Source organism: Bacillus cereus G9842 (genome assembly GCF_000021305.1).
Classification (GTDB): Bacteria; Bacillota; Bacilli; order Bacillales; family Bacillaceae_G; genus Bacillus_A; species Bacillus_A thuringiensis_S.
Genome location: NC_011772.1, coordinates 1,102,226 through 1,116,936 on the forward strand (window position 1 = coordinate 1,102,226; position 14,711 = coordinate 1,116,936).

Here is a 14,711-nt window from a genome sequence, read left to right on the forward strand (position 1 = left end):
AGCTTCAGTATTAAAGGATAAGGGGAGAAGCGGATGAAGAAAACTTTGAAAAAAGAAGGCATAGAGTGGATACGAACAATTTTAATTGGTGTATTATTAGCTGTATTTTTTCGAACGTTTTTCTTCTCAACGTATGTTGTAGAGGGGAAGTCAATGATGCCGACATTGCAAGATGGTAATATGCTCGTTGTAAATAAGGTGAGTTATCAAGTTGGGGACTTGAACAGATTTGACGTTGTGGTGTTTCATGCGAATAAAAAAGAGGACTATGTAAAACGAATTATCGGTTTACCTGGAGATCATATTGAATATAAGCATGATAAGTTATATATAAATGGACAATTTATTGATGAGCCGTATCTAGAGAAATATAAGAAAGAGATAAATGGAAGGCAACTAACAGGCGACTTTACATTAGAAGAGTTAACGAAAGAAAAGCTGGTGCCACCCGGGTTTATTTTTGTAGTAGGTGATAACCGGCTCGGGAGCTGGGATAGTAGACACTTTGGCTTTGTAAAAGCTGATACAGTCGTCGGTAAAGTTGATTTGCGATATTGGCCAATTCAAGAGGTGCAAACGAATTTTTCAAAAGGTTGATATAATAGATAGAAGTATAGAAAAGACAAACAACTCAGTTTGTCTTTTTTCGTGTACTATAATACAATTATAGTAGCAAACTAACGTTCGTTATGTAAGTGAAAGGTGGGGTTACATGTCACTTCGATTTGTGATTGGTAGAGCGGGAAGTGGAAAAAGTACACTTTGTTTACGCGAAGTGCAAGAAGAGTTAAAACAACGCCCGAGAGGGAAAACAATATTATATCTTGTGCCAGAACAGATGACATTCCAGACGCAGCAGGCGTTAATTGGAAGTGAGGATGTAAGAGGTTCTATTCGGGCACAAGTTTTTAGTTTTTCACGATTAGCGTGGAAGGTACTACAAGAAGTTGGCGGAGCGAGTCGTCTTCATATTGATGAAGCGGGTGTACATATGTTACTCCGTAAAATTGTAGAGTCTCGTAAAGATGGATTATCGGTGTTCCAAAAAGCAGCGGAGCAAAACGGTTTCTTTGAACATCTTGGCAGTATGATTGCAGAGTTTAAACGTTACAATGTAACGCCATCTAACGTATATGAAATGTGGCAACAATTGGATGCGCATAGTAGCAGTGCCGAACAAAAGTTACTAGCGAATAAAGTGTATGATTTACAGCTATTATACGATGATTTTGAACGTGCTTTAATTGGAAAATATTTAGATTCAGAAGACTACCTGCAATTGCTAGTGGAAAAGCTTCCGCAGTCTGAATATGTAAATGGTGCGGAAATTTATATAGATGGATTTCATTCATTCTCCCCGCAAGAGTTAGAGATTGTAAGACAGCTTATGATTTGCGGAGCGAGAGTTACGATCACGTTAACGATAGATGAAAAAACGTTAGCACAGCCAGTAAATGAACTCGATTTATTTTATGAAACGACGTTAACGTATGAAAAAATCAAACAAGTAGCGCGTGAAGAGAAAATAGAAATTGAAAAAACAATTCCACTTATGGAACAGCCGCGTTTTCATTCTCCGGCATTAGCGCATTTAGAAGCTCATTATGAAGCGCGTCCGAATGAAAAATTTAACGGTCAAGCGAGTGTAACGATTAGCACAGCTGCGAATTTACGAGCGGAGGTAGAAGGTGTTGCTCGTGAAATTCGTAAACTTGTTGCGAATGAAAAATATCGTTACCGAGATATTGCAGTGCTTCTTCGTAATGGGGAAAGTTATTACGATGTGATGCGCACGTTATTTACAGATTACAATATCCCGCACTTCATCGATGAAAAGCGTCCGATGTCACACCACCCATTAGTAGAATGTATTCGTTCTGCACTCGAGATTATTAGTGGGAATTGGCGTTATGATGCGGTGTTCCGCTGCGTGAAAACAGAGCTTTTATATCCATTAGACGTAAGAAAAGAAACGATGCGTGAAGAAATGGATAAATTTGAAAATTACTGTTTAGCGTACGGTGTACAAGGAAAGAGGTGGACTTCAGAGGATCCATGGATGTATCGCCGTTATCGTTCTCTTGATGATACGAACGGGATGATTACAGACAGTGAACGTGAAATGGAAGAGAAAATAAATAGGTTACGTGACGTTGTAAGAACACCTGTTATTCGCATGCAAAAAAGGTTAAAGCGTGCAGGAACAGTTATGCAAATGTGTGAAGTAGTTTACTTATTTTTAGAAGAACTGGATGTTCCGAAGAAGCTAGAAGAATTACGTATACGTGCAGAAGAAAGTGGAGATTTCTTATTTGCGACAGATCATGAACAAGTATGGGAAGAAGTAATGAGTCTTCTTGATACATTTGTAGAGATGCTTGGTGAAGAGAAAATGTCTCTTTCTATGTTTACGGACGTTATGTCGACAGGTCTTGAGGCACTTCAATTTGCTAACATTCCGCCGTCATTAGACCAAGTGTTAATTGCTAATATTGATCACTCCAGGTTATCTGACGTGAAAGCAACGTTTATTATAGGTGTAAATGAGGGGGTCATTCCAGCAGCACCTATGGATGAAGGTATGCTTTCTGATGAGGAAAGAGAAGTTCTTGGTGCGGCAGGGATTGAATTAGCGCCAACGACGAGACAAACTTTGTTAGAAGAACAGTTCGTTATGTATCAAATGGTAACGAGAGCGTCTGAGAGGTTATACATTTCATGCCCGCTTGCAGATGAAGAAGGAAAGACGTTACTTGCGTCTAGCTTTATTAAGAAAATAAAAAGAATGTTCCCTAATGTGAAAGATTCATTTATTACGAATGACGTAAATGATTTATCACGTTCAGAACAAATTTCATACGTAGCAACGCCAGAAGTAACGTTATCTTACGTTATGCAGCAACTACAAACGTGGAAGCGATACGGATTTGAAGGGAATTTAGACTTTTGGTGGGACGTATACAACTTCTACGTAACTTCAGATGAATGGAAACAAAAAAGTAGCCGCGTTTTATCAAGTTTATTCTATCGAAATCGTGCGAAGAAACTAAGTACAGCAGTAAGTAGAGATTTATATGGAGATATAATTAAAGGAAGCGTCTCTCGTATGGAACTATTTAACCGTTGTGCATACGCTCATTTTGCACAGCACGGTTTATCACTTAGAGAGCGTGATATTTTCAAGCTTGATGCACCGGACATCGGCGAATTATTCCATGCGGCATTAAAGAAAATTGCGGACAAGTTATTGCGTGAAAACCGTACTTGGTCGGATTTATCCATAAAAGAGTGCGAGCATCTTTCTGTTTTAGTAATAGAAGAAATTGCACCGTTATTACAACGACAAATTTTATTAAGTTCAAACCGTCATTTCTATTTAAAACAAAAACTACAACAAATCATTTTCCGTACGTCAATCATTCTTCGTGAACATGCGAAGTCGAGCGGATTCGTACCAGTTGATTTAGAAGTGCCATTCGGTATGGGCGGTACAGGATCACTTCCGCCGATGGAATTCTCACTACCAAATGGTGTGAAGATGGAAGTAGTCGGCCGTATTGACCGTGTTGATAAGGCAGAAGATGAGAACGGGACGTTCTTACGTATTATTGATTATAAATCAAGTTCAAAAGCGTTAGATTTAACAGAAGTGTATTACGGATTAGCACTTCAAATGTTAACGTATTTAGATGTTGTTACTTCGAATGCACAGATGTGGATGAAAAAAGGCCAAGCAGCATCACCAGCGGGTGTATTGTATTTTCATATCCATAATCCAATTGTTGAAATGAAAGGTGACGCATCTGAAGCCGAAATTGAAAAAGAAATTTTAAAGAAATTTAAAATGAAAGGACTCGTATTAGGAGATGCTGACGTTGTTCGTTTAATGGATAACAAACTTTCAACAGGAAGTTCAGATATTATTTCTGCTGGCCTGAAAAAAGACGGTAGCTTTAGTGCGCGTTCAAGTATTGCAAGTGAGCAAGAGTTTAACGTACTGCAAAAATATGTACACCATACGTTTGAAAATATCGGAAAAGATATTACAGAAGGTGTTATCGATATTGCTCCTTATAAAATGGGAAATAAAGCAGCGTGCACGTTCTGTAACTTCAAATCTGTTTGTCAATTTGATGAGTCACTTGAAGATAATCAATTCCGTACGTTAAAAGATATGAAAGATAGTGAAGCGATGGAGAAAATAAGAGAGGAGGTTGGCGGAGAATGATAGAAAATTGGCCTAAAAAACCAGAAGGTAGTCAATGGACAGATGACCAGTGGAAAGCTGTTGTAGCGAACGGACGTGATATTTTAGTTGCGGCTGCAGCTGGATCAGGTAAAACAGCAGTATTAGTTGAACGTATTATTAAAAAGATTATTAATGAAGAGAATCCAGTCGATGTCGACCGCCTGCTCGTTGTAACATTTACAAATGCAGCAGCGCAAGAGATGAAAAATCGAATTGGGGAAGCGTTAGAAAAGGTATTAATTGATGAACCAGGCTCTCAGCATGTAAGAAAGCAACTGAGCCTATTAAATAAAGCTTCCATTTCAACAATTCACTCATTCTGTTTACAAGTAATTAGAGGATATTACTACATGCTGGATGTTGATCCTCGTTTCCGTATTGCGAATCAAACAGAAAATGAATTGTTAAAAGAAGAAGTGCTAGATGACATATTAGAAGAAGAGTACGGAATCGAAGATAATACAATCTTCTTTGAACTTGTTGATCGTTATACGAGTGACCGTAGTGATGATGACTTACAACGTATGATTTTAGCGCTTCATACAGAGTCAAGAGCGCATCCAAATCCGGAAAAATGGCTTGATAAATTAGTAGAAGCATATGACGTAGAAGGAAAGACAATTGAAGATTTAGTATATGCTTCTTATTTATTAGAAGATGTGAAATTCCAGCTTGAAACAGCGGAACAGCATATTCGTAAGGCAACTGAACTCGCAATGCTTCCTGACGGTCCAGCGCCTCGCGTTGAAACCCTGCAAGCAGATGTAGCATTACTTGGAACGTTATCATCAGCTGCTCGTGAGTCGTGGACAAGCGTGTATGAAGCGATGCAAAACGTATCGTGGCAAACGTTAAAGCGTATTAAGAAAAGTGATTACAATGAAGATGTTGTAAAACAAGTAGACTCTCTTCGTAATAAAGCGAAAGATGAAGTAAAGAAATTACAAGAAGAGTTATTTAGCCGCAAACCTGAAAGTTTCTTACGAGATTTTCAAGATATGCACCCAGTATTAGAAAAGCTTGTTCAACTTGTAAAAGTATTTACAGAGCGTTTCCAAGCGATGAAGCGAGATAAAGGAATGGTCGATTTCACAGATTTAGAGCATTTCTGTTTACAAATTTTAAGTGAACAAAGTGAAAATGGTGAAATGAATCCGTCAGCAGTGGCGTTCCAATATCGTAATAAATTTACTGAAGTATTAGTCGATGAATATCAAGATACGAACTTTGTACAGGAATCCATTATTAAATTCGTAACGAAAGATTCTGAGAGTGAAGGAAACTTGTTCATGGTTGGTGACGTAAAGCAGTCGATTTATCGTTTCCGACTAGCTGAACCAGGACTATTCCTAGGAAAGTATAAACGCTTCACACAAGAAGGATTGGGCGGCGGAATGAAGATTGACTTAGCGAAAAACTTCCGTAGTCGTCATGAAGTACTAGCAGGTACGAACTTCATTTTCAAACAAATTATGGGCGAAGAAGTTGGAGAGATTGACTACGATGCTGATGCTGAATTAAAACTAGGTGCTACCTATCCAGAAGGTGAAGATGTAGCGGCAGAATTACTCTGTATTCAGCAAACGGAAGAAGAAGTAATAGACGGTGAAGAAGGTGCAGAAGTCGAAAAAGCACAGCTTGAAGCTCGCCTTATGGCGCAGCGCATTAAAGCGATGGTTGATTCCGGTTATGAAGTGTATGACCGTAAAACGGATAGTATGCGTCCTGTACAATACCGCGACTTCGTTATTTTACTTCGCTCCATGCCGTGGGCGCCGCAAATTATGGAAGAGTTAAAATTGCAAGGAATTCCGGTATATGCTGACCTTGCGACTGGTTATTTTGAAGCAACGGAAGTAAATATTATGATGAACGTATTCCGCGTTATTGATAATCCGATGCAAGATATCCCGCTTGCAGCTGTACTTCGTTCCCCAATCGTTGGATTAAACGATGAAGACCTTGCGACGCTTCGTGCTCACGGAAAGAAAGGCTCGTTTTATGAAGTAATGAGCTCATTCTTAAAAGGTGCACCGCTTGAAGAGGAACAAGAACTTCATGAAAAACTAGAGTGGTTTTATAACTTACTGCAAGGATGGCGTGAATTTGCACGTCAACAATCACTTTCTGATTTAATTTGGAAAGTGTACGGCGAGACAGGTTATTACGACTTCGTTGGCGGTTTACCAGCTGGAAAGCAAAGGCAGGCAAACTTACGCGTACTATATGACCGTGCAAGACAATATGAAGCAACATCATTTAGAGGATTATTCCGCTTCTTACGTTTTATTGAACGTATTTTAGAACGCGGTGATGATATGGGGACGGCGAGGGCCCTCGGTGAACAAGAAGACGTTGTTCGCATCATGACGATCCATAAAAGTAAAGGGCTAGAGTTCCCGGTTGTATTTGTAGCTGGACTCGGCCGTCGTTTTAATACACAAGACTTAATGAAACGTTTCTTACTCCATAAAGATTTCGGTTTCGGTTCGCAATTTATCGATCCGCGTAAACGAATTAAATACACGACATTATCACAGCTTGCGATTAAACGTAAAATGAAAATGGAATTAATTGCGGAAGAAATGCGCGTACTATACGTAGCGTTGACGCGTGCGAAAGAGAAGTTAATTTTAATCGGAACAGTTAAGGATGCAAATAAGGAGATGGAAAAATGGCTTGATGCGAGGGAACATAGTGAATGGTTATTACCGGATCACATACGTGCCGGAGCGTCTTGTTATTTAGACTGGATTGCACCTTCATTATATAGACACCGTGATAGTGAAATGCTTCTTGAATTAGGACAAGGAAGTATTCCAGATGAAATTTACGGGTATGACACGAACTGGAAAGTAGAAGTTGTGGACGGTAACACGCTACTTGCACCAGAGCCAGTTCAAGAAGAGAAACAAGAATTGTTAGAAGCGCTTCGTGAGAAAAAGGCTGTTCCCCTGCAAAGTGAACGGAAAGAAGAAGTGTACGACAGATTAATGTGGAAGTACGGATATGAGGATGCAACATCTTATCGTGCGAAGCAATCTGTTACAGAAATAAAGAGAAATTATCAATCTGAAGAAGGTAGCGATAATGCCTTTATTAAAAAACTACGTACGCCAATTAAAACACGTCCGCGCTTTATGGAGAAAAAAGGATTAACGTACGCAGAGCGTGGAACAGCAGTCCATGCCGTTATGCAGCATGTTGATTTGAAGAAGCCGATTACGGTTGAAGTTCTGCAAGAGCAAATTGCTGGAATGGTAAATAAGGAATTATTAACATTCGAGCAGGCGGAAGAAATAGCGATTGAAAAAGTAATTTCATTCTTTGACAGTGATTTAGGTAAAAGGGTACTAGCGGCGAAAAGTGTTGAGCGTGAAGTGCCATTTACGATGATGCTTGCAGCAGAAGAAGCATATCAAGATTGGCAAGGGAAGAGTGAAGAAACGATTCTTGTCCAAGGGGTTATCGACTGCATGATTGAAGAGGAAGACGGCATTACGTTAATCGACTTCAAAACAGATACGATTGAAGGGAAATTCCCAGGCGGATTCGAACAAGCAAAACCAATTTTAGAAGATCGATATAAAGTACAGCTTTCGTTATATGCAAAAGCGCTGGAGAAAAGCTTACAACATCCTGTGAAAGAGAAATGTTTATACTTCTTTGATGGGAATCATGTTGTAAATATTGAGGAATAGAGGGGCTTGAAAATGGTAACGGAAAAAACGTTAAGAACTTGTGAAAAAGGACATGAATACTACAAAAGTAGCGATTGCCCAACTTGCCCGACTTGTGAGAAAGAAAAGAAACCTAAAACAGGATTTCTTTCACTTCTTTCATCACCAGCACGAAATGCGCTAGAGCACCATGGAATTCACACGATAGAAGAACTATCCAAGTATAGTGAAAAAGAGATTTTAAAACTGCATGGTATGGGACCTGCGTCTATGCCGAAGCTTAGAAAGGCTTTGGAGGAGAGAGGGTTATCATTTAAATAAAATGAAATAGTGCCTCTTTACTACTTACTTGTTTATACTGCTATTTGTGGACAGTAAAGCTCTTTCTTATTAAAATTTCATTTTAATAATTTTGAATTAGATAAAAGAAAAAAGTAGGAGAATATCTCCTACTTTTTTTACGCTGTTCCAATCTGATCTTGATCCGCCACATCAGAATCAAACGTATTTGTTGCACTAACACCGTTAAACGTATTTACGACAAATCCAACATTGGAAGCCCCAGATCCGTTATAAGCTTTCGTGTTTTCTTTCGGAGATACGTTATAAAAATCTCCTAAGTTGAAAGAGCCGTTACTATTTTGAACGACGAGATTTCCTACAACCGAAGGCATACCATCCACCTACTTTACTAAGCTTTTTACTTACTATATGAATTATTGTGCGGAAGGTTCATCCGTAATATATTGGCGAATTTGCATAATACGAGAGTTATTAAAACCATAATCAACATTTCCAATTTGAAAGCAACCAGAATTTAAAAGTGTCCGCAATTCAACATTATTAACTTCAATAAAAGGGCATTCATTTACAATATTTAATTTTACATCTGTCGTTCGTTTTGGAATTGTAATGTGTTCATCTGTAAAGATTTCAAAAGCATCAAAGCGACCTTCTCCCCTTATATAACAAGGAATTTCACGGTGGACGGCAAGAGCTCTACTTTTTAATTCCATTTGGTTTGCATCTCCAACTTGAAATACGGCAGTAATCCCTAAAGAAATAATAGAAACATTTTGGACAATGGACACATGATGCAACATAATTTCTCAGTCTCCTTAACCTGGAGTAGGAGGGACATCTGTTACTAATGGTACAAATGGACCCTCTGTAACTGTTTCAAATGGTGTATCGAGAATAGAAGATAGAATGAGGAGATTTGCATCTCCAATTAAAAAGAGTGCGGACGACGATACACCGTTCATTTTAATCTGTCCGACTTTTAACTCACGGTTTACAACGTTAAGGTTCATACATACTTACTCCTTTCGGAAATTTCCCGGTATGTGCTGAATAAATGAGAGAAAGGCTTTGTCAATATCTTGTTTCATTGCCTGGATAATGATATCTCGTAAATAATCTGGATCTGTTGAAATGCCTTCATATGATTGAACTTGTGATAAATAATAAGGGAGTCGATGCTCCATCTGTTTTTTTATGTCATCCACCATCATTTGTCGATACATTTCATCAAGCGGTGTTCTCTCTTCTTGTTCAAAATGGAGAATACGATTATATGCTTCTTCATCTAAGTATCGATGCATTTCTTGGAGGATACCTTGATAAAAGTCTGGGTTTGTTTCGGTTTCAGGATTTACCTTCAATGTTTCTGTATCCACTTGAAAATCTTCAATTTGTTGTCCTTTTGCTGAAAATGGGTTTAAGCCAATATTTAAAGTGCCATTTAAATTTTCGACTTTTAATTGATCGAATTTGTATTCCACTTTTCCTACAGAAGAGGAGGGGCGATTTTTTAATTCGTTAAGCTCTTCTTGGAGTTGACGCACTTGATCTTCTAAATTGAGGATGGCTGCTTGTTGTGTTTGAAGAGCTTGTTGAAGTTGGTGTAAGTAAGTATATATATCTTGATTCATTTGTGAAACCTCCTTTTCAATAGGGAGGGTAAAAATATTCCTGCTATATATTTATGACAAGGATGTCTTAAGAAGAACTAGTTGATGGTTTGATAGAAATAATTTGTCCGTTTGCCTGTAATGGGCGAAGCGGCTCCGTAAATCCGCCCGTATTTGAAAATTTGGATAGGGCTTTAATACTTCCGGCAGTGCCAATTTGGAATACAGAAGAGGTTGTAATGCTATCAATTTTAATGCTGTTAATGATAATGCTTTGGTTTACGTAAAAATTCAATACAATCGCCCCCTTTAAGTTGAACCAATTATCGCTTGATCAACGACATCTGAATCATTAACAGTCGTTGCACTTTGATAATTGTAGACAGAAACATTATCTCCAACATTAAAAGAGCCGGCCCCGGCGAAAGCACGTGAGTAACTAATAGGCCTAATCGCAAATACATCTCCAATATGAAAAATACCACTTGATCCAATATTGACGATACGAATATGTCCGACCATAGCTGGCATACAAAACACCCTTCGTTTTTAAAATTTTCTTTTCTACTATTGTATGGGCGTTTCCGATAAAATGTGTGTTTTTTTGAAATAAAAGAAACACACACATTATTGCGTGTGTGTGTTGAGTGTTTGATTTGAGTGAAAATCCGTATGTACATGCCAAATTACATTTAAGAGCCTGTCCAGTTCTTGGCTACAATCCACTGTTTTTTGAGAAGTCATTCCATAGCGTTCAGCAAAATAAATCATTTTTTCACGTTTTTTTTCAATCGCTTGCTCAAACATTGAAATCGGCTCCATCTCTAAATGAAATTTTTAGTATATATGTAGTACATATTATACAAAAACTCCATAAAAAAGAAATACCTTCGCTAAAAAAAGTAAAAATTCTACATTTTATGCCAAATGTAAAGGGGTAACGAATAGGATGTGAGAAGAATATTGTAAAAATTAGCGTGCATGAGAAGGTTTTTTTCTTGCGGATGCGAATACAATTAAAGGGTATGAGTTTTAGGATGGAGAGTGGAAATATTGCGTTTTGTAACGGCGAAGAAAGAAGAAAAGGTATTTGTAGGTATTGTGGATGAAGAAGAAGAAAAGGTATTACACTTAAGAGAAGCGCAAAGACAAAAAGGGGAAAAGGTTACAATCCCTATTACAATGTTAGAGTGTATTGAAAGAGGGACTGAGTGCTTTGAGAAAGTATGTGAAATTGTAAATTGGGCAAAAGAGAACGGGGAAGCGGCGTATTATCCGTTAACAGAGGTGAAAATATTAGCACCGATTCCAAGGCCAAGAAAGAATATTTTGTGCGTTGGAAAAAACTATCGTGAGCATGCGGTAGAAATGGGCGGAGTAGAGTCTATTCCAGAAAATATAATGATCTTTACGAAAGCACCAACAACAGTTATTGGCATAAATGAGCAAATTAATGGTCACCCTCACGCAACGGACGAACTAGATTATGAAGGAGAACTAGCTGTCATTATAGGTAAGCGAGGGAAGCAAATTAAAAAAGAAAAAGCGCTTGAGCATGTTTTTGGTTATACGATTATAAATGATGTAACAGCTCGAGACATTCAAAGAAAACATAAACAGTTTTTCCTTGGGAAAAGCTTCGATACATTTTGCCCGATGGGACCGTATTTAATTCATAAATCGGTGGTTAATGCGCCGAATGCATTACACATTGAAACGGTAGTAAATGGAGAAGTAAGGCAAACTTCCAACACAAATAAAATGATTTTTTCGATAGAAGAAATTATTTCAACGATAAGCAAAGGAATGACTTTAGAACCAGGTGATATTATCGCAACAGGAACCCCGGCTGGTGTCGGAAAAAGTTTTACACCACCGAAGTTTTTACATGCTGGTGATGAAGTGGTCATTACAATAGAAGGAATTGGTACTTTGCGAAATGTAGTGAAATAAAGAAAAGAGCTATCTTGTTAAAAGATAGCTCTTTTTTATGGCCTTGGGTTATAGAGGTAATCGATAACGGAAAAAGTGTAAAGGCCAATGAATGCAAGTGTACAAATGCCAAATAGTATAACCGTAAGTGCACTTTTTTCTCGTCCAAAACCAATGATAGTAAGAATAACAGCAGTCCAAAATGATGCTTTCAGTAGTGTGAATGTAGTAGGAGTTGAGTAGTGAGTAAGCCATGTTGTGGAAAGTAGGAAGCCACAGAATGTAACTAAAATAAAAGATGTAGCTAAATAGTTAATCTGTTTACCGTATCTTAATAGCATATCGCACCTCCTTTACGATTTTAAAATACAGAAAATTACGATTTTATCTTAATATAAATGAATATAAAAAGAAAGAGGTTGTCCCAACATGCCGGACAACCTCTCTATTATTATGATAATACAGCTTTAATTTTTTGGAATGCCCACTCTAAATCTTCTTCAGAGATTACTAGAGGTGGTGCGATACGAATTACGTTTTCGTGTGTTTCTTTACATAGTAGACCAGCTGCTTTTAGTTGTTCACAGTAAGGACGAGCTGGCTCGTTTAATTCGATACCGATGAATAAACCTTTACCGCGAACTTCAGTGATCATTGGGTTATCAATTTCTTTTAATTGCCCAACTAATTTTTCTCCTAATTGAAGAGAACGCTCTGTTAATTTTTCTTCTTCTAACACTTCAAGAGCTGCGATAGATACAGCACATGCAAGTGGGTTACCGCCGAATGTAGAACCGTGAGAACCTGGCTCAAATACACCTAAAATGTCGCGGTTTGCTGCAACGCAAGAGATCGGGAACACACCGCCACCAAGTGCTTTACCAAGTATGTACATGTCAGGAGTTACATCGTCCCAGTCACAAGCGAATACTTTACCAGTACGGCCTAAGCCTGTTTGGATTTCATCGGCTACGAATAAAACGTTTTCTTTTTTACATACTTCAAGAGCTTCTTTTAAGTAACCAGCTGGTGGGATGTTAATTCCAGCTTCACCTTGAATCGGTTCTAAAATGAATGCTGCTGTGTTTGGTGTAATTGCGGCTTTTAATGCTTCTAAATCACCGTAAGGAATTACAACGATGCCAGGAAGCATTGGACCGAATCCACGCTTGTACTCTTCATTTGAAGACATAGAAACAGAACCCATTGTACGTCCGTGGAAGTTATCTTCACAAACGATGATTTCAGCACGGTTTGCTTCTACTTTCTTCACATCATAAGCCCAGCGGCGAACTGTTTTAATTGCAGTTTCAACAGCTTCAGCACCTGTGTTCATTGGAAGTACCATTTCTTTATTAGTTAGTTTCGCAACTTTTTCGTACCAAGGACCTAATTGATCGCTATGGAAAGCACGAGAAGTTAACGTAACACGATTAGCTTGGTCAATTAAAGCGTTAATAATTTTCGGGTGACGATGACCTTGGTTTACTGCAGAATATGCACTTAATAAGTCCATATAGCGGTTTCCTTCAGGATCTTCTACCCAAACACCTTCTGCTTTAGAAATAACGATTGGAAGTGGGTGATAGTTATTTGCTCCGTATGTGTCTGTAAGTTCGATAATATCCTTAGTTTGAATCATGATTGTTCCCCCTTTTGTTATTACAAGAAGTTTGTAAATACTCTAAATATTATATCATTTAAATGTAAAAAAGCGAAACATTTCCTGAAAATAAATGAACATGTTATCATATAGAGTGAAAAAGTGTGAAAAGAGGAGGTAAGGGATACGATGGTACATATGCATATTACAGCATGGGCGTTAGGTTTAATTTTATTCTTCGTTGCGTATTCACTTTATTCAGCAGGAAGAAAAGGTAAAGGTGTACATATGGGGCTTCGCCTAATGTATATCATCATTATTGTGACAGGCTTCATGTTGTACATGAGTATTGTGAAGACAGCAACAGGTAGCATGCACATGTGGTATGGCTTAAAAATGTTAACTGGTATTTTAGTTATCGGTGGAATGGAAATGGTTCTTGTGAAAATGAGCAAAAACAAACCAACAGGGGCGGTTTGGGGCTTATTTATTGTTGCGCTAGTAGCAGTATTTTACCTTGGGCTGAAATTACCGATTGGCTGGAAAGTATTCTAATAAAAAATAAAACCACCTTATAATCTCAAAGACTTGGGAGATAAGGTGGTTTTTTACGTTATCCCGTATTAACTGGCAGTAAAACTTCCACCTCAAAATTCAGCTTAAGCAAAGAAGTTAGGCGGGAGATCAACTGCTCGTAAACACCCGATTGGTGAAGGCTAATAATCAGTGGGGCTGCCCCACTGATTAAAGTTTCACTTTATGTCGCATCGATATGCAACTCTTCCCCATTTACTTTCGTAAAACGGAACATATTTTTATTGGATGTAGTGTGACGGACGAAATGGTGCTGCAGTGTACAAATCATCTCTTCGTTATCAAACAAAAGAATATTTACTCCTTCGCGTGACTCCTCTTTCGGTAAGAAAGATAAATAATTATGACAATACATGCAATCATATAAAGAGTAGTGAAGTGATTGCAATGATTCAGTTAATAATGTGAAGACGGAGTCAGGTAATTCCTCGAGCCATTCATTATAACTAAGAAGTAACTTTTTTCGAATACGTATCATTTCACCATTTTGCAAATGGTGTTGTTCGTTGGCGATTTGTAATACATCTTGTTCATAGAAACGGGCTGGTAGCCAATTGTTATTATATAAAACTTCAAACCCATCTTCGGCAATATCTTCTAATAAAAACGCTTCATCATTTTCATCATCAAAGAATACCCATTCATTGTTTATATATTCTACATTACCGACTGTATGAGCACGGGGCTGGTTATATAAAATATGTTTACGTTGTATCATACACGATTTCTCCTTTATGAAA

The 14,711-nt window shown here is 38.0% G+C and carries 16 protein-coding genes; 6 read left to right on the forward strand and 10 right to left on the reverse strand.

Translation table 11 applies throughout. The features are described from left to right. Positions 1–33: 33 nt before the first annotated feature. The 4 genes from lepB (at position 34) to BCG9842_RS05505 (ending at position 8,250) form a co-directional block, all read left to right on the forward strand. Entirely contained in the window at positions 34–597 is a 564-nt protein-coding gene (gene lepB / locus BCG9842_RS05490) for a signal peptidase I (RefSeq protein WP_000751897.1), read from the forward strand. A gap of 115 nt (positions 598–712) precedes the next feature. Continuing rightward, a complete protein-coding gene (gene addB / locus BCG9842_RS05495) occupies positions 713–4,228 on the forward strand; it encodes a helicase-exonuclease AddAB subunit AddB (RefSeq protein ID WP_000058604.1) in 3,516 nt (1,171 codons plus the stop codon). Continuing rightward, positions 4,225–7,950 (forward strand): helicase-exonuclease AddAB subunit AddA, encoded by a 3,726-nt coding sequence (gene addA / locus BCG9842_RS05500; RefSeq protein WP_000572302.1) that lies wholly within the window; start codon positions 4,225–4,227, stop codon positions 7,948–7,950. Before addB ends, addA begins: the two co-directional genes overlap by 4 nt. Positions 7,951–7,962: 12 nt before the next feature. Continuing rightward, positions 7,963–8,250, forward strand: a complete 288-nt coding sequence (locus tag BCG9842_RS05505; RefSeq protein WP_000255717.1) for an RNA polymerase alpha subunit C-terminal domain-containing protein — start codon at positions 7,963–7,965, stop codon at positions 8,248–8,250. Between the two features lie 137 nt (positions 8,251–8,387). Here BCG9842_RS05505 and gerPF read toward each other — a convergent pair whose 3' ends face one another. The 7 genes from gerPF to BCG9842_RS05540 all read right to left on the reverse strand — a co-directional run bounded on the left by gerPF (position 8,388) and on the right by BCG9842_RS05540 (position 10,649). Next, positions 8,388–8,603, reverse strand: a complete 216-nt coding sequence (gene gerPF, locus BCG9842_RS05510) for a spore germination protein GerPF (RefSeq protein WP_001141566.1) — start codon at positions 8,601–8,603, stop codon at positions 8,388–8,390. A gap of 42 nt (positions 8,604–8,645) precedes the next feature. Continuing rightward, positions 8,646–9,032, reverse strand: a complete 387-nt coding sequence (locus BCG9842_RS05515; protein WP_000902327.1) for a spore germination protein GerPE — start codon at positions 9,030–9,032, stop codon at positions 8,646–8,648. Between the two features lie 15 nt (positions 9,033–9,047). Next, positions 9,048–9,242, reverse strand: a complete 195-nt coding sequence (gene gerPD, locus BCG9842_RS05520; protein ID WP_001052807.1) for a spore germination protein GerPD — start codon at positions 9,240–9,242, stop codon at positions 9,048–9,050. Between the two features lie 6 nt (positions 9,243–9,248). After that, positions 9,249–9,863, reverse strand: coding sequence for a spore germination protein GerPC (gene gerPC / locus BCG9842_RS05525; RefSeq protein WP_001070761.1), 615 nt, complete (start codon positions 9,861–9,863; stop codon positions 9,249–9,251). A 67-nt stretch (positions 9,864–9,930) separates the two neighbouring features. Further along, entirely contained in the window at positions 9,931–10,137 is a 207-nt protein-coding gene (gene gerPB / locus BCG9842_RS05530; protein WP_001012509.1) for a spore germination protein GerPB, read from the reverse strand. A gap of 14 nt (positions 10,138–10,151) precedes the next feature. Further along, complete coding sequence (gerPA, locus tag BCG9842_RS05535; RefSeq protein ID WP_001111188.1) at positions 10,152–10,373, reverse strand: spore germination protein GerPA; 222 nt, start codon at positions 10,371–10,373, stop codon at positions 10,152–10,154. 96 nt (positions 10,374–10,469) lie between these two features. After that, positions 10,470–10,649, reverse strand: a complete 180-nt coding sequence (locus BCG9842_RS05540) for an aspartyl-phosphate phosphatase Spo0E family protein (protein WP_000462848.1) — start codon at positions 10,647–10,649, stop codon at positions 10,470–10,472. A 246-nt stretch (positions 10,650–10,895) separates the two neighbouring features. Between BCG9842_RS05540 and BCG9842_RS05545 the strand changes: the two genes are divergently transcribed. Then, positions 10,896–11,795, forward strand: a complete 900-nt coding sequence (locus BCG9842_RS05545; RefSeq protein ID WP_001213079.1) for a fumarylacetoacetate hydrolase family protein — start codon at positions 10,896–10,898, stop codon at positions 11,793–11,795. A gap of 35 nt (positions 11,796–11,830) precedes the next feature. Here BCG9842_RS05545 and BCG9842_RS05550 read toward each other — a convergent pair whose 3' ends face one another. Continuing rightward, positions 11,831–12,115 (reverse strand): hypothetical protein, encoded by a 285-nt coding sequence (locus tag BCG9842_RS05550; protein ID WP_000926870.1) that lies wholly within the window; start codon positions 12,113–12,115, stop codon positions 11,831–11,833. A 110-nt stretch (positions 12,116–12,225) separates the two neighbouring features. Next, positions 12,226–13,416 (reverse strand): ornithine aminotransferase, encoded by a 1,191-nt coding sequence (gene rocD, locus BCG9842_RS05555; protein ID WP_000616660.1) that lies wholly within the window; start codon positions 13,414–13,416, stop codon positions 12,226–12,228. Positions 13,417–13,566: 150 nt separating this feature from the next. Between rocD and BCG9842_RS05560 the strand changes: the two genes are divergently transcribed. Continuing rightward, a complete protein-coding gene (locus tag BCG9842_RS05560; RefSeq protein WP_000233496.1) occupies positions 13,567–13,932 on the forward strand; it encodes a YisL family protein in 366 nt (121 codons plus the stop codon). A gap of 202 nt (positions 13,933–14,134) precedes the next feature. Here the strand turns inward: BCG9842_RS05560 and BCG9842_RS05565 are convergent, their stop codons facing one another. Further along, the gene (locus tag BCG9842_RS05565; protein WP_000616051.1) at positions 14,135–14,689 is read right to left on the reverse strand and encodes a DUF2777 domain-containing protein; all 555 of its coding nucleotides are present in this window, start codon (positions 14,687–14,689) and stop codon (positions 14,135–14,137) included. Positions 14,690–14,711 lie beyond the last annotated feature (22 nt).